General features: G+C 61.6%; 10 protein-coding genes. 1 reads left to right on the top strand and 9 read right to left on the bottom strand.

The genetic code is table 11. The annotated features are described in order from the left end of the window. Positions 1-1,477: capsular polysaccharide biosynthesis protein (locus tag ACK4TM_RS12040; protein ID WP_409701668.1), on the top strand; the 1,477-nt coding region annotated here is incomplete at its 5' end. 50 nt (positions 1,478-1,527) lie between these two features. Here ACK4TM_RS12040 and ribD read toward each other — a convergent pair. The 9 genes from ribD to ACK4TM_RS12085 all read right to left on the bottom strand — a co-directional run bounded on the left by ribD (position 1,528) and on the right by ACK4TM_RS12085 (position 12,867). Further along, entirely contained in the window at positions 1,528-2,607 is a 1,080-nt protein-coding gene (ribD, locus tag ACK4TM_RS12045; RefSeq protein WP_409701670.1) for a bifunctional diaminohydroxyphosphoribosylaminopyrimidine deaminase/5-amino-6-(5-phosphoribosylamino)uracil reductase RibD, read from the bottom strand. Next, positions 2,604-3,074: a transcriptional regulator NrdR gene (gene nrdR / locus ACK4TM_RS12050; RefSeq protein WP_213396305.1), complete on the bottom strand. Its 471-nt coding sequence runs from the start codon at positions 3,072-3,074 to the stop codon at positions 2,604-2,606. The genes ribD and nrdR overlap by 4 nt, the downstream gene beginning before the upstream one ends. A 118-nt stretch (positions 3,075-3,192) precedes the next feature. Beyond that, positions 3,193-3,714, bottom strand: coding sequence for a hypothetical protein (locus tag ACK4TM_RS12055; RefSeq protein ID WP_409701673.1), 522 nt, complete (start codon positions 3,712-3,714; stop codon positions 3,193-3,195). After that, positions 3,714-5,693 carry an RNA polymerase sigma factor RpoD gene (gene rpoD, locus ACK4TM_RS12060; protein ID WP_409701675.1) on the bottom strand — a complete coding sequence of 660 codons (1,980 nt, stop codon included), beginning with the start codon at positions 5,691-5,693 and terminating at the stop codon, positions 3,714-3,716. The genes ACK4TM_RS12055 and rpoD overlap by 1 nt, the downstream gene beginning before the upstream one ends. Positions 5,694-5,823: 130 nt before the next feature. Continuing rightward, complete coding sequence (gene dnaG, locus ACK4TM_RS12065; RefSeq protein WP_409701677.1) at positions 5,824-7,788, bottom strand: DNA primase; 1,965 nt, start codon at positions 7,786-7,788, stop codon at positions 5,824-5,826. A 78-nt stretch (positions 7,789-7,866) separates the two neighbouring features. Next, complete coding sequence (locus tag ACK4TM_RS12070) at positions 7,867-8,409, bottom strand: sarcosine oxidase subunit gamma (protein ID WP_409701679.1); 543 nt, start codon at positions 8,407-8,409, stop codon at positions 7,867-7,869. Beyond that, on the bottom strand, positions 8,402-11,308 hold the full coding sequence (locus ACK4TM_RS12075) for a sarcosine oxidase subunit alpha family protein (protein WP_409701681.1): 2,907 nt from the start codon (positions 11,306-11,308) through the stop codon (positions 8,402-8,404). Before ACK4TM_RS12075 ends, ACK4TM_RS12070 begins: the two co-directional genes overlap by 8 nt. After that, on the bottom strand, positions 11,305-11,568 hold the full coding sequence (locus ACK4TM_RS12080) for a sarcosine oxidase subunit delta (RefSeq protein ID WP_409701683.1): 264 nt from the start codon (positions 11,566-11,568) through the stop codon (positions 11,305-11,307). Before ACK4TM_RS12080 ends, ACK4TM_RS12075 begins: the two co-directional genes overlap by 4 nt. Positions 11,569-11,613: 45 nt before the next feature. Further along, the gene (locus tag ACK4TM_RS12085) at positions 11,614-12,867 is read right to left on the bottom strand and encodes a sarcosine oxidase subunit beta family protein (protein WP_409701685.1); all 1,254 of its coding nucleotides are present in this window, start codon (positions 12,865-12,867) and stop codon (positions 11,614-11,616) included. Positions 12,868-13,011: the final 144 nt, after the last annotated feature.

Raw genomic sequence — 13,011 nt, forward strand, 5'->3', positions numbered from 1 at the left:
CAGCAACACCTTCCGCGAGATGCTGTTCTACGCGCAGACCGAACACCCCGGCCAGCGGATCGTGATCAAGATCCATCCCGAAACCGCCCAAGGCCATAAGCAAGGCTATTTCAGCGCAACAGATTGCACCGACAGGATCAGCCTGTGTGCCGCGCCAGTCTCGCCCTGGGCGCTGCTGGCGGGGGCGGTGGCGGTGTATACCGTCACGTCGCAACTGGGGTTCGAGGCGATCCTCGCAGGGCACAAACCTGTGGTCTTCGGACAACCCTTCTATACGGGTTGGGGCCTGACCGATGATCGCAAACCGCTGCAACGTCGGCAGCGCCGCCTGACGAAGGCGCAATTGTTTGCCGCCGCCATGATCCTTTATCCGACATATCATGATCCCTATCACGACCGGCTGTGCAGTTTCGAAGAAGCCTGTGCCACCCTGTCCGCCCTGTCCCGCGGCTGGCGCGACGATCACCGCGGGTGGATCGCGGCGGATATGCGGTTATGGAAACGCAAGCCCCTGCAACAGGTGTTTGGCCAATACCGGCACGTGCAGTTCGCCAAGGGCGCCAAGGCCCCGGCGCAAGCGACTAGAACCAATCGCCGTTTGATGCGTTGGGCCAACACCGATGCACGCGACGCGGTGCTGGTCGAAGACGGTTTCCTGCGTTCACGCGGGCTAGGTGCCGATCTGATCGCCCCACTCAGTCTGGTGCTGGATGATCTTGGGATTTACTACGACGCAACCCGGCCCAGCCGGCTGGAGATGCTGATCAGCCAATCTGAAACCCTTGACCAGGCAGCGCGTGACCGCGCGCAGGCGCTGATGACCCGGATCAAAACCGCCCATCTGTCGAAATACAACCTGACCGCCGCGCCACTGCCCACCTTGCCGAAAGGGCGGCGAATATTGGTGCCGGGTCAGGTCGAAGATGACGCGAGCATCCGGCTGGGCGGGGGGGCGGTGAAAACCAATGCTGGGCTGCTCGCCGCCGTGCGCGCCGCCAATCCCGCCGCCGTGCTGATCTACAAACCGCATCCCGATGTGCGCTCCGGGCTGCGCCCCGGCGATGTGCCGAACGCAGCCGACTGGGCCGATCTGGTGCTGGAAGACGCGGACCCCATCGCCGCGATTCGGGCCTGTGACCATGTCTGGACAATGACATCGCTGCTGGGGTTCGAGGCCTTGTTGCATGACCGTCCCGTCACCTGTCTGGGCATGCCGTTTTATGGCGGATGGGGACTGACAGATGACCGCGCCATGCCCATCGCGCGCAGAGGGGCCAATGTCGATCTAATCGCACTGGTGCATGCAACATTGATCGCCTATCCGCGCTACTTCGATCCCATGACACGCCTGCCCTGCCCCCCCGAGGTGGTGGTCGACCGGCTGGAGCATGGCGACATCCCCGCTGCCCCGCCTTTTAACCGTGCCTTGGCGAAACTGCAGGGGGTGTTTGCAAGCTTTGCCCCGTTGTGGCGCTGACTTCTTTTTTTTAAAAATACTACGGTGTAAGGGGCAGCGCCCCGTGAACCCTAGACCCGTCGCCAATGGGTCATCACATCATCCCCAAGACGGGCCAGATCATGCAGGCCAAAGCGCGGCGCATCCGCGAGCCGCCCGATCCCCATTGCAGCCAGCGACGGCGTGCCTTCAGCCCCGATGGCGCGCCCTGCGGTCATCACCACCAGATCATCCACCAGCCCCGCCCCCAGCAAGGAGGCCGCGAGCATCCCGCCGCCTTCGCAGAAAACCCGCGTGATACCCGCCTGCGCCAATGCCTGCATCGCCGCGTCGGGGTCGACCTGACCGGCCCTGACGGCGCAGGGCAGGCTGACAGCGCCTTGGGCGACCCAGGCTGACACATCCGCCTCTGCCCCGTGGCAAAGCCAGACCGGCACGTCGCGTGCGGTTTGCGCCAGTCTGCTGCTGGCGGAAAGCTTCGCCGCGCGGGACACGACAACGCGGACCGGTTGGCGATTTATGCCCAGCCCGCGCACGGTCAGCGCCGGATCATCAGCGCGCACGGTGCCCGCACCGACCATCACCGCATCATGGCGCGCCCGCATCATATGCACCGCGCGCCGCGCCAGAGGACCGGTAATCCATTTGCTTTCCCCGCTGGCGGTCGCGATACGGCCATCCAGCGTACCGGCGAGTTTCAGGGTGACGAAGGGCCGGTTCTGCGTCAGACGCGAGAGAAACCCGGCATGATCGGCGCGGGCCTGATCGGGAAGAACGCCAATCTGCACCGCAACCCCTGCCTGTTGCAGCATCGCGATCCCGCGCCCTGCAACACGCGGATCAGGGTCGCCCAAGGCCACCACCACACGGGACACGCCAGCGGCGATCAAAGCCTCGGCGCAGGGGGGCGTTTTGCCGTGATGGGCGCAGGGTTCAAGCGTGACGTAAACCGTAGCCCCGCGCGCCCCGTCCCCCGCCTGCGTCAAGGCGACCACTTCGGCATGGGGGCGTCCGCCATCCTGCGTCCAGCCGCGCCCGATGATCAGCCCGTGTTTCACGATCACACAGCCCACGGCCGGATTGGGCCACACGCGCCCCATCCCGCGCCGCCCCAGTTGCAGCGCAAGGGCCATGTAGCGGGCGTCGGTCACTCGTCTTCTTTGGCCGCTTGCGGGCGCAATTCGCTGACGAACTTGTCGAAATCATCCGCTGCCTGAAAGTTCTTGTAAACGCTGGCAAAACGGACGTAAGCGACAGTGTCGATCCGGGCGAGGCTTTCCATCACGATCTCACCAATCGTGCCGGACGGGATATCCGTATCACCCAGACTTTCCAGCCGCCGCACGATGCCGCTGATCATCTGATCCATGCGTTCGGGTTCAACCGGGCGTTTCTGCAAAGCGATCCGGATCGAACGTTCGAGTTTCTGGCGGTCAAAATCTTCACGCCGCCCGTTGGATTTGATCACTACCAGATCGCGCAACTGGACCCGTTCATAGGTGGTAAACCGCCCGCCACAGGCCGGACAGAAACGCCTGCGCCGGATGGCGACATGGTCCTCTGCGGGGCGGGAATCCTTGACCTGAGTATCGACATTTCCGCAAAAAGGGCAACGCATGAGGGGTCCTTTGGTCTATGTGTGGGGGGCAGACCCCCAGTTATCCACAGCCACTATAAGAACACGCCCCGGTTTTGGGTAGGGGGCATTTCACACCGCAAGATGCAGCGGTCAGCACTCACTGCTGTGCAGTGGCCAGCCATGTGTGGTTGCTGACATCCCAGATCAATCCCAGCGCTGTTTTGGCGTCGAACAAGGCGCTGTCCCAACCGAACCGGACAGCATCCGCAGCGCAGGTCCGCGTTGCGGTGATATCGCCATCACGGATTACATGAACACCACCAAACGGCTGCACCTCCATGCCGTCGTCCGCATCTTTCGCCAGCATGCGGTCAAACCCGGCAAAAGCCTCGTATACGTAGCCTGCGTTGGTGAATGACACGCTTTCCCATATGGCGCGCCCGATGCCCGGCCAAGGCGTATAGGCCACGCTTGCCACCGATTCCGAAAGCGCCAATGCAGGCGGCTGGTCAGCCGGGCCATAGCGGTAGAAAATATTCGTGCCGTCAAAGCAGACGCGCAGCACATCCTCGCTGTCCGCGATTCGGCACGACATGAAGGTGTGTTCAGTGGTCAAACATGCGGCCTGCGCAGCGCCCGCCCCGCCGACCAAGACCGACAGGGCGAAGGCGAAACGCATTACTGGTCCAAAAACGACCGCAATTTGCGGCTGCGGCTGGGATGCTTGAGCTTGCGCAGCGCCTTCGCCTCGATCTGGCGAATACGTTCGCGGGTGACGCTGAATTGCTGGCCCACCTCTTCCAGCGTGTGATCAGTATTCATGCCGATGCCGAAACGCATCCGCAGCACACGTTCTTCACGCGGCGTGAGCGAGGCGAGCACGCGGGTCGTAGTTTCCTTCAAGTTTTCCTGAATGGCGCTGTCCAACGGCAAGATCGCATTCTTGTCTTCAATGAAATCGCCAAGCTGGCTGTCTTCCTCGTCGCCAATCGGCGTTTCCAGTGAAATCGGTTCCTTGGCGATCTTCATCACCTTGCGGACCTTTTCCAGCGGCATTTGCAGTTTCTCTGCCAATTCCTCTGGCGTTGGTTCGCGGCCGATTTCATGCAGCATCTGGCGGCCAGTGCGGACCAGCTTGTTGATCGTCTCGATCATATGGACAGGAATACGGATCGTGCGCGCCTGATCCGCGATGGACCGCGTGATCGCCTGCCTGATCCACCAAGTTGCATAAGTCGAGAATTTATAGCCCCGGCGATATTCGAATTTATCGACGGCCTTCATCAGGCCAATGTTGCCTTCCTGAATAAGATCAAGGAATTGCAGGCCACGGTTCGTGTATTTCTTGGCAATCGAGATGACCAGACGCAGGTTCGCCTCGACCATTTCTTTCTTGGCTTGCCGCGCCTCTTTTTCGCCCTTTTGCACTTGCTGGACGATGCGGCGGAATTCGGTAATATCGACGCCGACATATTGACCGACCTGCGCCATATCGTTGCGCAATTCTTCGATCTTGTCGGTCGATTTCTCGACCAGAGCCTGCCAGCCGCGGCCCGATTTCTCGGCCATTTCTTCCAGCCAGTTCGGATCGAGTTCCCGGCCACGATATTCGTCGATGAATTCGCGCCGGTTGATCCGGGCCTGATCAGCCAGTTTCACCATAGAGCTGTCGATCGACATGATCCGGCGGTTGATGCCGTACAACTGGTCGATCAGCGCCTCGATCCGGTTGTTATGCAGGTGCAGCGAATTCACCAGCACCACGATTTCGGAGCGCAGTTTCTGGTATTTCTCTTCGTCCTTCTTGGAAAACGACGAATCCTCGTTCAGGGTTGCCGACATCCGCGCGTCCTGCATATCGGACAGGCCCGCAAAACCACGCGCAATGATTTCCAGCGTTTCCAGCACGCGTGGCTTCAGCGCGGCTTCCATCGCGGCCAGCGACATATTCGCCTGATCGTCATCGTCGTCATCGTCGTCTTTACTGATCGGATTGCCGTCAGCGTCAAGTTCGGCACCACCTTCGGATTTATCTTCGACAACGGCAGAGGTGTCGACGACAGCTTCAACCTCGCCATCCTCGCCAAGCTGGTTGCCAAACGTGGTTTCCAAATCGATCACATCGCGCAGCAGAATGTCTTCTGACAGCAATTCGTCGCGCCAGATGGTGATTGCCTGAAATGTCAGCGGGCTTTCGCAAAGCCCCAGAATCATCGTGTTGCGACCCGCCTCGATCCTTTTGGCGATGGCGATTTCGCCTTCGCGGGACAGAAGTTCAACGCTACCCATTTCACGCAGATACATACGGACAGGATCGTCGGTGCGATCCAGCTTTTCAGCCTCGGCCCCGCCAAGGGTAACGTCGCGCGACCCCGTCACGGTGGCAATATCGGTGCCACCGGCGTTATCGTCGCTTTCTTCGGATTCTTCTTCCTCAGTGACCTGAATGCCCATTTCGGACAACATCGACATCACGTCTTCGATCTGGTCGGACGACACTTGTTCCGGCGGCAAAACGGCGTTCAGCTGATCGTAAGTGATGTACCCCCGTTCGCGCGCATCTGCGATCATCTTCTTGACCGCGGCCTGGCTCATATCAAGGCTGATATCGCCATCCTGGTCATTGTCCTTGCGATCATCAGTGTCTTTCGCAGCCATTCAAAGGGACCTTTCCAAGTCGTCGTTCCGCAGCCAAGGTGATTCGGCCGATTCGGTTAGCATCGAATCAACCCTGCATCGGCAGGGACCGCAAGCAGTTGACTACGTGTTTTTCCATTCTGTTGCCAGTTCAGGACCGGGAGCGGTCACCTTTCTTGGCAAAACTGATCTGGTCGAGCAATTGATCCAAAGCATTCAGCTCGTCCTTTTTCATCCGTGCCCCGTTGGCACCGACCGCATATTCGGCGCGATCCTCGTTGTCTCCGCGCCCGGCCTTGTCCACTGCGGCGGTGGCCTGTGCCAGCCGCCATGTTACACCTTCATCAGCCAGTCCACCCAGATCTTCGACCGCATCCTCGATCTCGCGCGCATGTCCACGGCGGGCGGTCAGCTTGGCGAATTCTTCGGCAAGACACAGGCGCGCCACTTCGTCTTCTCCCTGCCGGCGCACGGCGGGGCTTATTGCGACATGGCTTTGCGACAGCAGCTTTTCAAGAGGATCAGGGCCAAGATCGGCAGAAATAACTGCTTTCAGATCCGCCGCCCCCAAATGACGCAGGATCGCCGCCTGCAGATCACGATGCGCAGGATCGTGACAATCGATCCTTTCCAGCGCATCGGCGAATTCCACGGCAACCTTCGGCGCGACGATCATCGTGGCAAGAATCACCGCTTCGCGCAGATGTTCCTGCGTTGTGGCACCGGCCCCCAGAACAGAGGTTTTCGAAGATGCCAGCGGGCTGATCATCCGTTTCCACGGATCGGTATTGCGCGACCACGCCACGCCCGGCGCCTTGCGGCTCGGCGGCCGGCGCGTGCTGAACAGTGCCCAGCGCATTTCCTTGATCGCCTCGCCATAATGGGCGCGAATCGATGAATCGGCGATCAGTTTGATCTTTTCGCGCAATGCCTTGTCCAGCGCGGCCTTGCGTTCGGGGCTGTCGAAATTCTTGCCCTCGGTTTCGCGCTGCCACAACAGCTGCACCATCGGGATCGCATCATCGAGAAGTTTTTGCATCGCCCCCGGCCCCTGCGATTTCAGCACATCATCAGGGTCCAGCCCCGGCGGCATCAGCGCGAAACGCAAGCTCTGTCCCGCTTCCAGCAAGGGCAGCGCGATATCGATCAACCGCATTGCCGCCCGCAGACCGGCGGTGTCGCCATCAAGCGCGATGATCGGTTCGGGGGCAATCCGCCACAGCAGACGCAACTGATCTTCGGTGATCGCTGTGCCCAAGGGGGCGACCGTCGCGGTGAACCCCGCCTCTGACAGGGCGATCACGTCCATGTAGCCTTCGGCGACGATCAATGGCTTGCCCTTTCCCGCCGCCTCGCGCGCGGGGCCGTGGTTGTACAGGCTGCGGCCCTTGTCGAACAAAGGCGTTTCGGGCGAATTGTAATATTTCGCAGGGTGGTTGGGGTCCATTGCCCGACCACCCATGCCGATGGCGCGACCCCGCGCATCGCGGATCGGAAAGATGATCCGCCCCCGGAACCGGTCATAGGGCACGCCACCCCGGTCGCTTTCGGCGGCGATGCCTGCGGCAATCACCAGTTTGGGGTCAACCCCCTGCCCGGTCAGATGCGCGAAGGCCCCGCCCTGCGCCGGGGCAAAGCCGATCTCCCACCGCGCCTGCGCCTCGGGACTCAGACCTCGGCGGGCCAGATATTCGCGCGCCTCGACCGCCGTTCCTGTCTGCAATTGCAGGCGGTGCCATTTGACCACCTGTTCCATGACCTCGACAAGCTGGTTGCGGGTATCGGCCTTTTGCTGAGCTGCGGGGTCGCGCTCGGGCACTGGCATGCCCGCTTCACCGGCCAATATCTTTACCGCTTCCATAAAATCGACATTCTCGGTCTCGCGGACAAAGGAAATCGCATCACCCTTGGCATGACAGCCAAAGCAGTAATAATAGCCTTTCCGATCATCGACGTGGAAACTGGCGCTTTTCTCCTGATGGAAGGGGCAAGGCGCCCAAAGATCGCCCTTGCCCGGATTTGACTTGCGGGTATCCCACATGACCTTGCGCCCGACGACCTGTCCAAGGGACAGCCGGTTGCGCAATTCATCCAAAAATCCGGGTGGCAAACTCATGGCAGCAGTATCCGCCTTTTACGGACAAAGGCCAATCCATCTTGCGCGTAAAAATGTCACCGCAGGCGGCACATCGCGTCAGTGCGTTTGCCGCGCTGCTACACCTGCCATCGCCGCCTGCAGATCGCGCACCAGAGATGCCGGCATCGACCGCATCACCATGATCTCGAACGCCTGCGGGCCTGTTCGGGTGATGCTGACGGGCAAGTGACCCAGCAGACTGCGCGCCGTATGGTCAACTTTGAACACAGAGGCTCGCAGATCCAGCGGTACCAGCCGCGCTAAGACATCCACAACAGAATCACCCATAATTTCCAGCGCGGCCCAGGCGTCGGACTGATCATTGACCGCTGCCAGCCCGTCCAGTTCCACCGCAGCGCTGACCAGCCATTGGCCATGCCCGATCCATTGGCACAGAATATCTTTCGCTACCCTGCGCCGATTTACGGCGGGCAAGCCAAGACCAAGCTGCGCCTTGATCTGTGCGGATACCGCCTTTTGCTGTCCCTGGTAGGGCGCGACGGCATAGACTACATCCCGCGTCACGTCGGCGCAGGTCACGCTGCCGATCTGCAAAGGCAAGAGATCCCCAAAGGGGCCAAGTGCGATCAATCTAGCCACGGGCGCGTCCTCCATCCGGGTCAAAGAACACGGGCGCGCAAACCTCGGCCCATGTGTCGACGCCGCGCAAATGATCGACCATGCGAATCACCTCGCCATAGCGTTCGGGGCCGCGCTGAAGAAACCCCAGACCCAGATAGCAGTCCAATGTGGGCGAATAGCAGGCCGAGGTGACATAACCCTGATCATTGGCGCTGATCGCTTTCGTGTCCTTAGCGAACAGATGCGCGCCTGCGGTCAGGCGACGCCCCTCTTCCACCGCGCGCAGGCCCACCAGCCTTTCGCGGGCGGGATCTGTCAGTCCGGGGCGGCGCGCTGCCGCCTGCCCGATGCAATCCTTGCCCGTGTCGATCATCCCCGCCAGTCCCAGATCATAGGCTGTCGTGCGACCATGCATTTCGGCATGGGTCAGGAACCCTTTTTCGATGCGCAGTACATTCAGCGCCTCCATCCCGTAAGGGCCACCGCCAAGCGTGCGGGCCTGCCCGATCAACTGGCGGAACAGGCTTTCGCCATAGCGGGCAGGCACCGCAATCTCACACGCGGTTTCACCCGAAAAGGAAATCCGGAACATCCGGGCCGTGATACCGCCGATCCCGACGTTGCCACAGACCATGAAGGGCCAATCCGCAGTGCTGATCTGGTCATCCAGCATTGTATTCAGCAGCACCAGCGCCTTGGGCCCGGCCACGGCAAATTGCGCCCAGTGATCGGTGACCGAGGTGACCTGCGCATCCAGATCAGGCCGCAGTACCTGCCCCACAAATTCCAGATGGCGCATCACCTGTCCGGCGGCAGCGGTCGTCGTGGTGATGACGAAATGCTGCGCGCCCAGCCGCGCGATAGTGCCGTCATCCATGACGAACCCATCCTCGCGCAGCATGACGCCGTAACGCACCCTGCCCGGCTTCAGCGTCGATATCCGGTTGGTATAGACGAAATCCAGAAATGCCGCCGCGTCAGGCCCCTGGACGTCAATCTTGCCAAGGGAGGAGACATCACAGACCCCCACCGCATTGCGGACATAGCCGACCTCGCGGTCGCAGGAATGGCGCCAGTTGATCTCGCCTTCCAGCGGGAAATAGCTGGGGCGATACCACAGCCCCGCCTCGACCATCGGCGCGCGCGCCGCGACTGCGGCCTGATGTGCACTGCTCAGGCGGACAGGCGCAAAGCCTTTGCCCTGCCCACCCGCCCCCATCGCGGCGATACTGACCGGCACAAAGGGCGGGCGGAATGTGGTCGGGCCGGTTTCAGGAATCCCGCGTCCGGTCAGGTCAGCCAGTACCGCCAGCGCCAGCACATTTGAGGATTTACCCTGATCCGGGGCCATGCCCTGCGTGGTATAGCGTTTCATATGCTCGACAGATCGCAGGTTTTCCTGCGCCGACAGGGCGATATCCCTGGTGGTCACATCATTCTGGAAATCCACCCACTTGCGCCCTTTACCGGGAATGTCCCAAAGCGGCGTGATCGCATAGGGCTGTGCATCGGCAGCGGGCAACGACACGCTAGGGTCGAACCCAAGGTCGCGGGCGGCCTCTGCACCACCTTCTGCCCCTTCGCGCAGACAGCCCAAAGTGTCGAAGACCCCGTTGCAGGCACCCGTCGCAACCATGCCGGGGATCGCATCCGGTGTTGGCACAAAAGCTGCAATGTCGTCGCGCCAGATGGGGCGACCGTTCATATGGCAGGTCAGATGCACCGAAGGATTCCAGCCCCCCGAAACGGCAAGGCAATCGGTCTGGATCACCCGCGTGCCGCCCTGATGCGTGACGGTGATGCTGGTCAGACCGCGCCGCCCCGTCGTGGCGGTGATCATCCCGCCGGTAAAGACCGGATAATCGCCGCCGACGGCCAGATCGGCGCGGCTGTCGATCAGCGCGGCGACCGTGACCCCGGCGGCGGACAGATCGCGCGCCGTGCGATGCGCGTCATCGTTGTTGCCAAAGATCGTCACCGATTTACCCGGTGCCACGCCCCAGCGGTTGACATAGGCCCGCACTGCGCCCGCCAGCATGATGCCGGGGCGGTCATTGTTCGTAAAGGCGATCGGCCGTTCCAAAGCACCGGCACAGAGGACCGCGCGTTTCGCGATGATCCGCCAGAAACATTCCAGCGGACGGGCCGGGCTGGCAGGCCCGGTGATCCTTTCCAACGCGCCAAAGGTGCCCTGGTCATGGGTGCCGGTGACGCTGGTACGCGGCATCAGCCGGACATTCGGCATGGCATCCAATTGCGCCAACACATCGGCCACCCAAAACGCGGCGGGCTTGCCACCCACATCCTCGACCTCGCGCAGCAGGCGGCCACCCATCGCGCTGTCTTCATCGGCCAGGATCACATCCGCCCCTGCCTGCGCCGCCGTCAGCGCCGCCATCAAGCCTGCAGGGCCTGCCCCGATCACCAGCACGTCGCAAAAGGCGAATGCCTTCTCGTAGTGGTCCGCATTCGCCTGGCCGCTTAACCCGCCCAGGCCCGCTGCACGCCGGATCGCCGGTTCATACAGCTTTTCCCAGAAACCGCGGGGCCACATGAAGGTCTTGTAGTAAAACCCCGCCCCCAGAAACGGCGCGAACAAATCATTCACAGCCAAGGCGTCATGGCGCAGGCTGGGCCAGGCGTTCTGGCTGAACACTTCCAGCCCTTCGGAAACCTCCAGCGTCGTGGCGCGGACATTGGGGTCCTGTGCCGGGCCGCGCCCGACGGTCACCAGCGCATTGGGTTCCTCGGAACCAGCGGTCAGGATACCGCGCGGGCGGTGATATTTGAACGAGCGACCAACCAGTTTGATCCCATTCGCCAGCAAGGCGGCGGCGACAGGTTCGCCCGGCACGCCCTGCACCGGCTTGCCGTCAAAGATGAACGTGACTGTCTGCGCAGGTTGTTGCAGTCTCATGATGCCGCCTTTTGCGCCAGTGCCGTCCCCTGCACCGCATGGCTCACCGTATCGCGCGACACCAAGATCCACGCGCCGCAGCCGCCCTCATGATACCACAGATCGCGGGTCAGGCCTGCCGGGTTGTCGCGGTTGTGCAGGTAATCATCCCAGGCCGCATCGCCCGCATCCTGCGTGGGCCGGTCCATGGCAAGGGCATCGCCCATATAACAGAACTCGCGCCGGTCTCTTTCGCCGCAATGGGGGCAGTTAATCCGCATGTTCCGCCTTCATTCTCATTTCTTTCAAATACTCGAATCCGACCGTCAATGCAGGTTATGCTGCGATCCGGTGCCTTCTTCATCCATCAGCCCCACGCCAGTGCGAAACCGGTCCAGCCGGAACCGCGCCGCCGTATCATGTGGCTGGCCTGTCGCCATCAGATGCGCCAAGGCAAAGCCAGAGGCCGGGACTGCCTTGAACCCGCCATAACACCAGCCGCAATCAAGAAAGAGCCCCTGCGTCGGCGTCTTGTCGATGATCGGGCTGCCGTCCGGCGTCATATCCATGATCCCGCCCCAGGACCGCAGCACACGCGCCTTGCCGATCATCGGCATCAGGGTCATCGCCGCCTCCATCACATGTTCGGCCATCGGCAGGTTGCCGCGCGCCGCGTAAGAGGCGTAGAAATCCAGATCGCCGCCGAACACCAGCCCGCCCTTGTCCGATTGGCTGATATAGAAATGGCCCATCCCGAAACTCACGACATGGTCGATGATGGGTTTGAGCCCTTCGGTCACAAAGGCCTGCAGCACATGGCTTTCCACCGGCAGGCGCATCCCGGCAAGCGCGGCCACCTGACCCGACCGGCCCGCAGTGACAATGGCGACCTTGCGCGCCTTGATCGCGCCGCGCGTGGTCTGCACGCCGGTGACCGCGCCGTTTTCGATATCGATTCCGGTGACTTCGCAATTCTGGATCAGATCGACACCGCGCTGGTCCGCCGCGCGGGCATAGCCCCAGGCGACGGCGTCATGCCGGGCCGTGCCACCGCGTGGATGGAACAGGCCGCCGTAGATCGGGAACCGTGCGTTATCGAAATCAAGATACGGCAGATGTGTGCGCACACCTTCACGGTCAAGCAGGATCGCGTCGTCACCATGGTTGATCATCGCATTGCCGCGCCGCACGAAAGCATCGCGCTGGCCGTCGGAATGGAACAGGCTGATCACCCCGCGCTGCGACAGCATGACGTTGTAATTCAGCTTTTGCGACATGCCTTCCCACAGTTTCAGCGAATGGGAATAGAATTCCTGATTGCCGGGCAGAAAGTAATTGGCGCGCACGATGGTGGTATTACGCCCGATATTGCCGCTGCCGATATGGCCCTTTTCCAGCACCGCGATATTGGTCAGCCCATGTTCGCGCGCAAGGTAATAGGCGGTCGCCAACCCATGCCCGCCCCCGCCGATGATGATCGCGTCATAGCGGGGTTTCGGGGCCGGGTCGCGCCAAAGGGGTTTCCAGCCTTGCTGGCCAAAAAGCCCTTGTTTGATGACCTGAAAACCCGAATAGCCCATGATCCGCCCTTTGCTGCGCGATCAAAGACTAGACTATTCATGGCGGACCGAAAGGGGCAAATGCAGCCGTCAGGTGGAGGGTGGGGCACCAGACAAGGGGCCCCCCTACAAACCCGTGGCGCGCGAGGGGTGAGGCCCCAGGCG

The organism is Yoonia sp. (genome assembly GCF_046292185.1).
Classification (GTDB): Bacteria; Pseudomonadota; Alphaproteobacteria; order Rhodobacterales; family Rhodobacteraceae; genus Yoonia.

Coding starts and splice junctions, on each gene's coding strand:
- nrdR (WP_213396305.1), bottom strand. CDS start 3,074: ATGCGTTGCCCTTTTTGCGGAAATGTCGATACTCAGGTCAAGGATTCC.
- ACK4TM_RS12055 (WP_409701673.1), bottom strand. CDS start 3,714: ATGCGTTTCGCCTTCGCCCTGTCGGTCTTGGTCGGCGGGGCGGGCGCT.
- rpoD (WP_409701675.1), bottom strand. CDS start 5,693: ATGGCTGCGAAAGACACTGATGATCGCAAGGACAATGACCAGGATGGC.
- dnaG (WP_409701677.1), bottom strand. CDS start 7,788: ATGAGTTTGCCACCCGGATTTTTGGATGAATTGCGCAACCGGCTGTCC.
- ACK4TM_RS12075 (WP_409701681.1), bottom strand. CDS start 11,308: ATGAGACTGCAACAACCTGCGCAGACAGTCACGTTCATCTTTGACGGC.
- ACK4TM_RS12080 (WP_409701683.1), bottom strand. CDS start 11,568: ATGCGGATTAACTGCCCCCATTGCGGCGAAAGAGACCGGCGCGAGTTC.
- ACK4TM_RS12085 (WP_409701685.1), bottom strand. CDS start 12,867: ATGGGCTATTCGGGTTTTCAGGTCATCAAACAAGGGCTTTTTGGCCAG.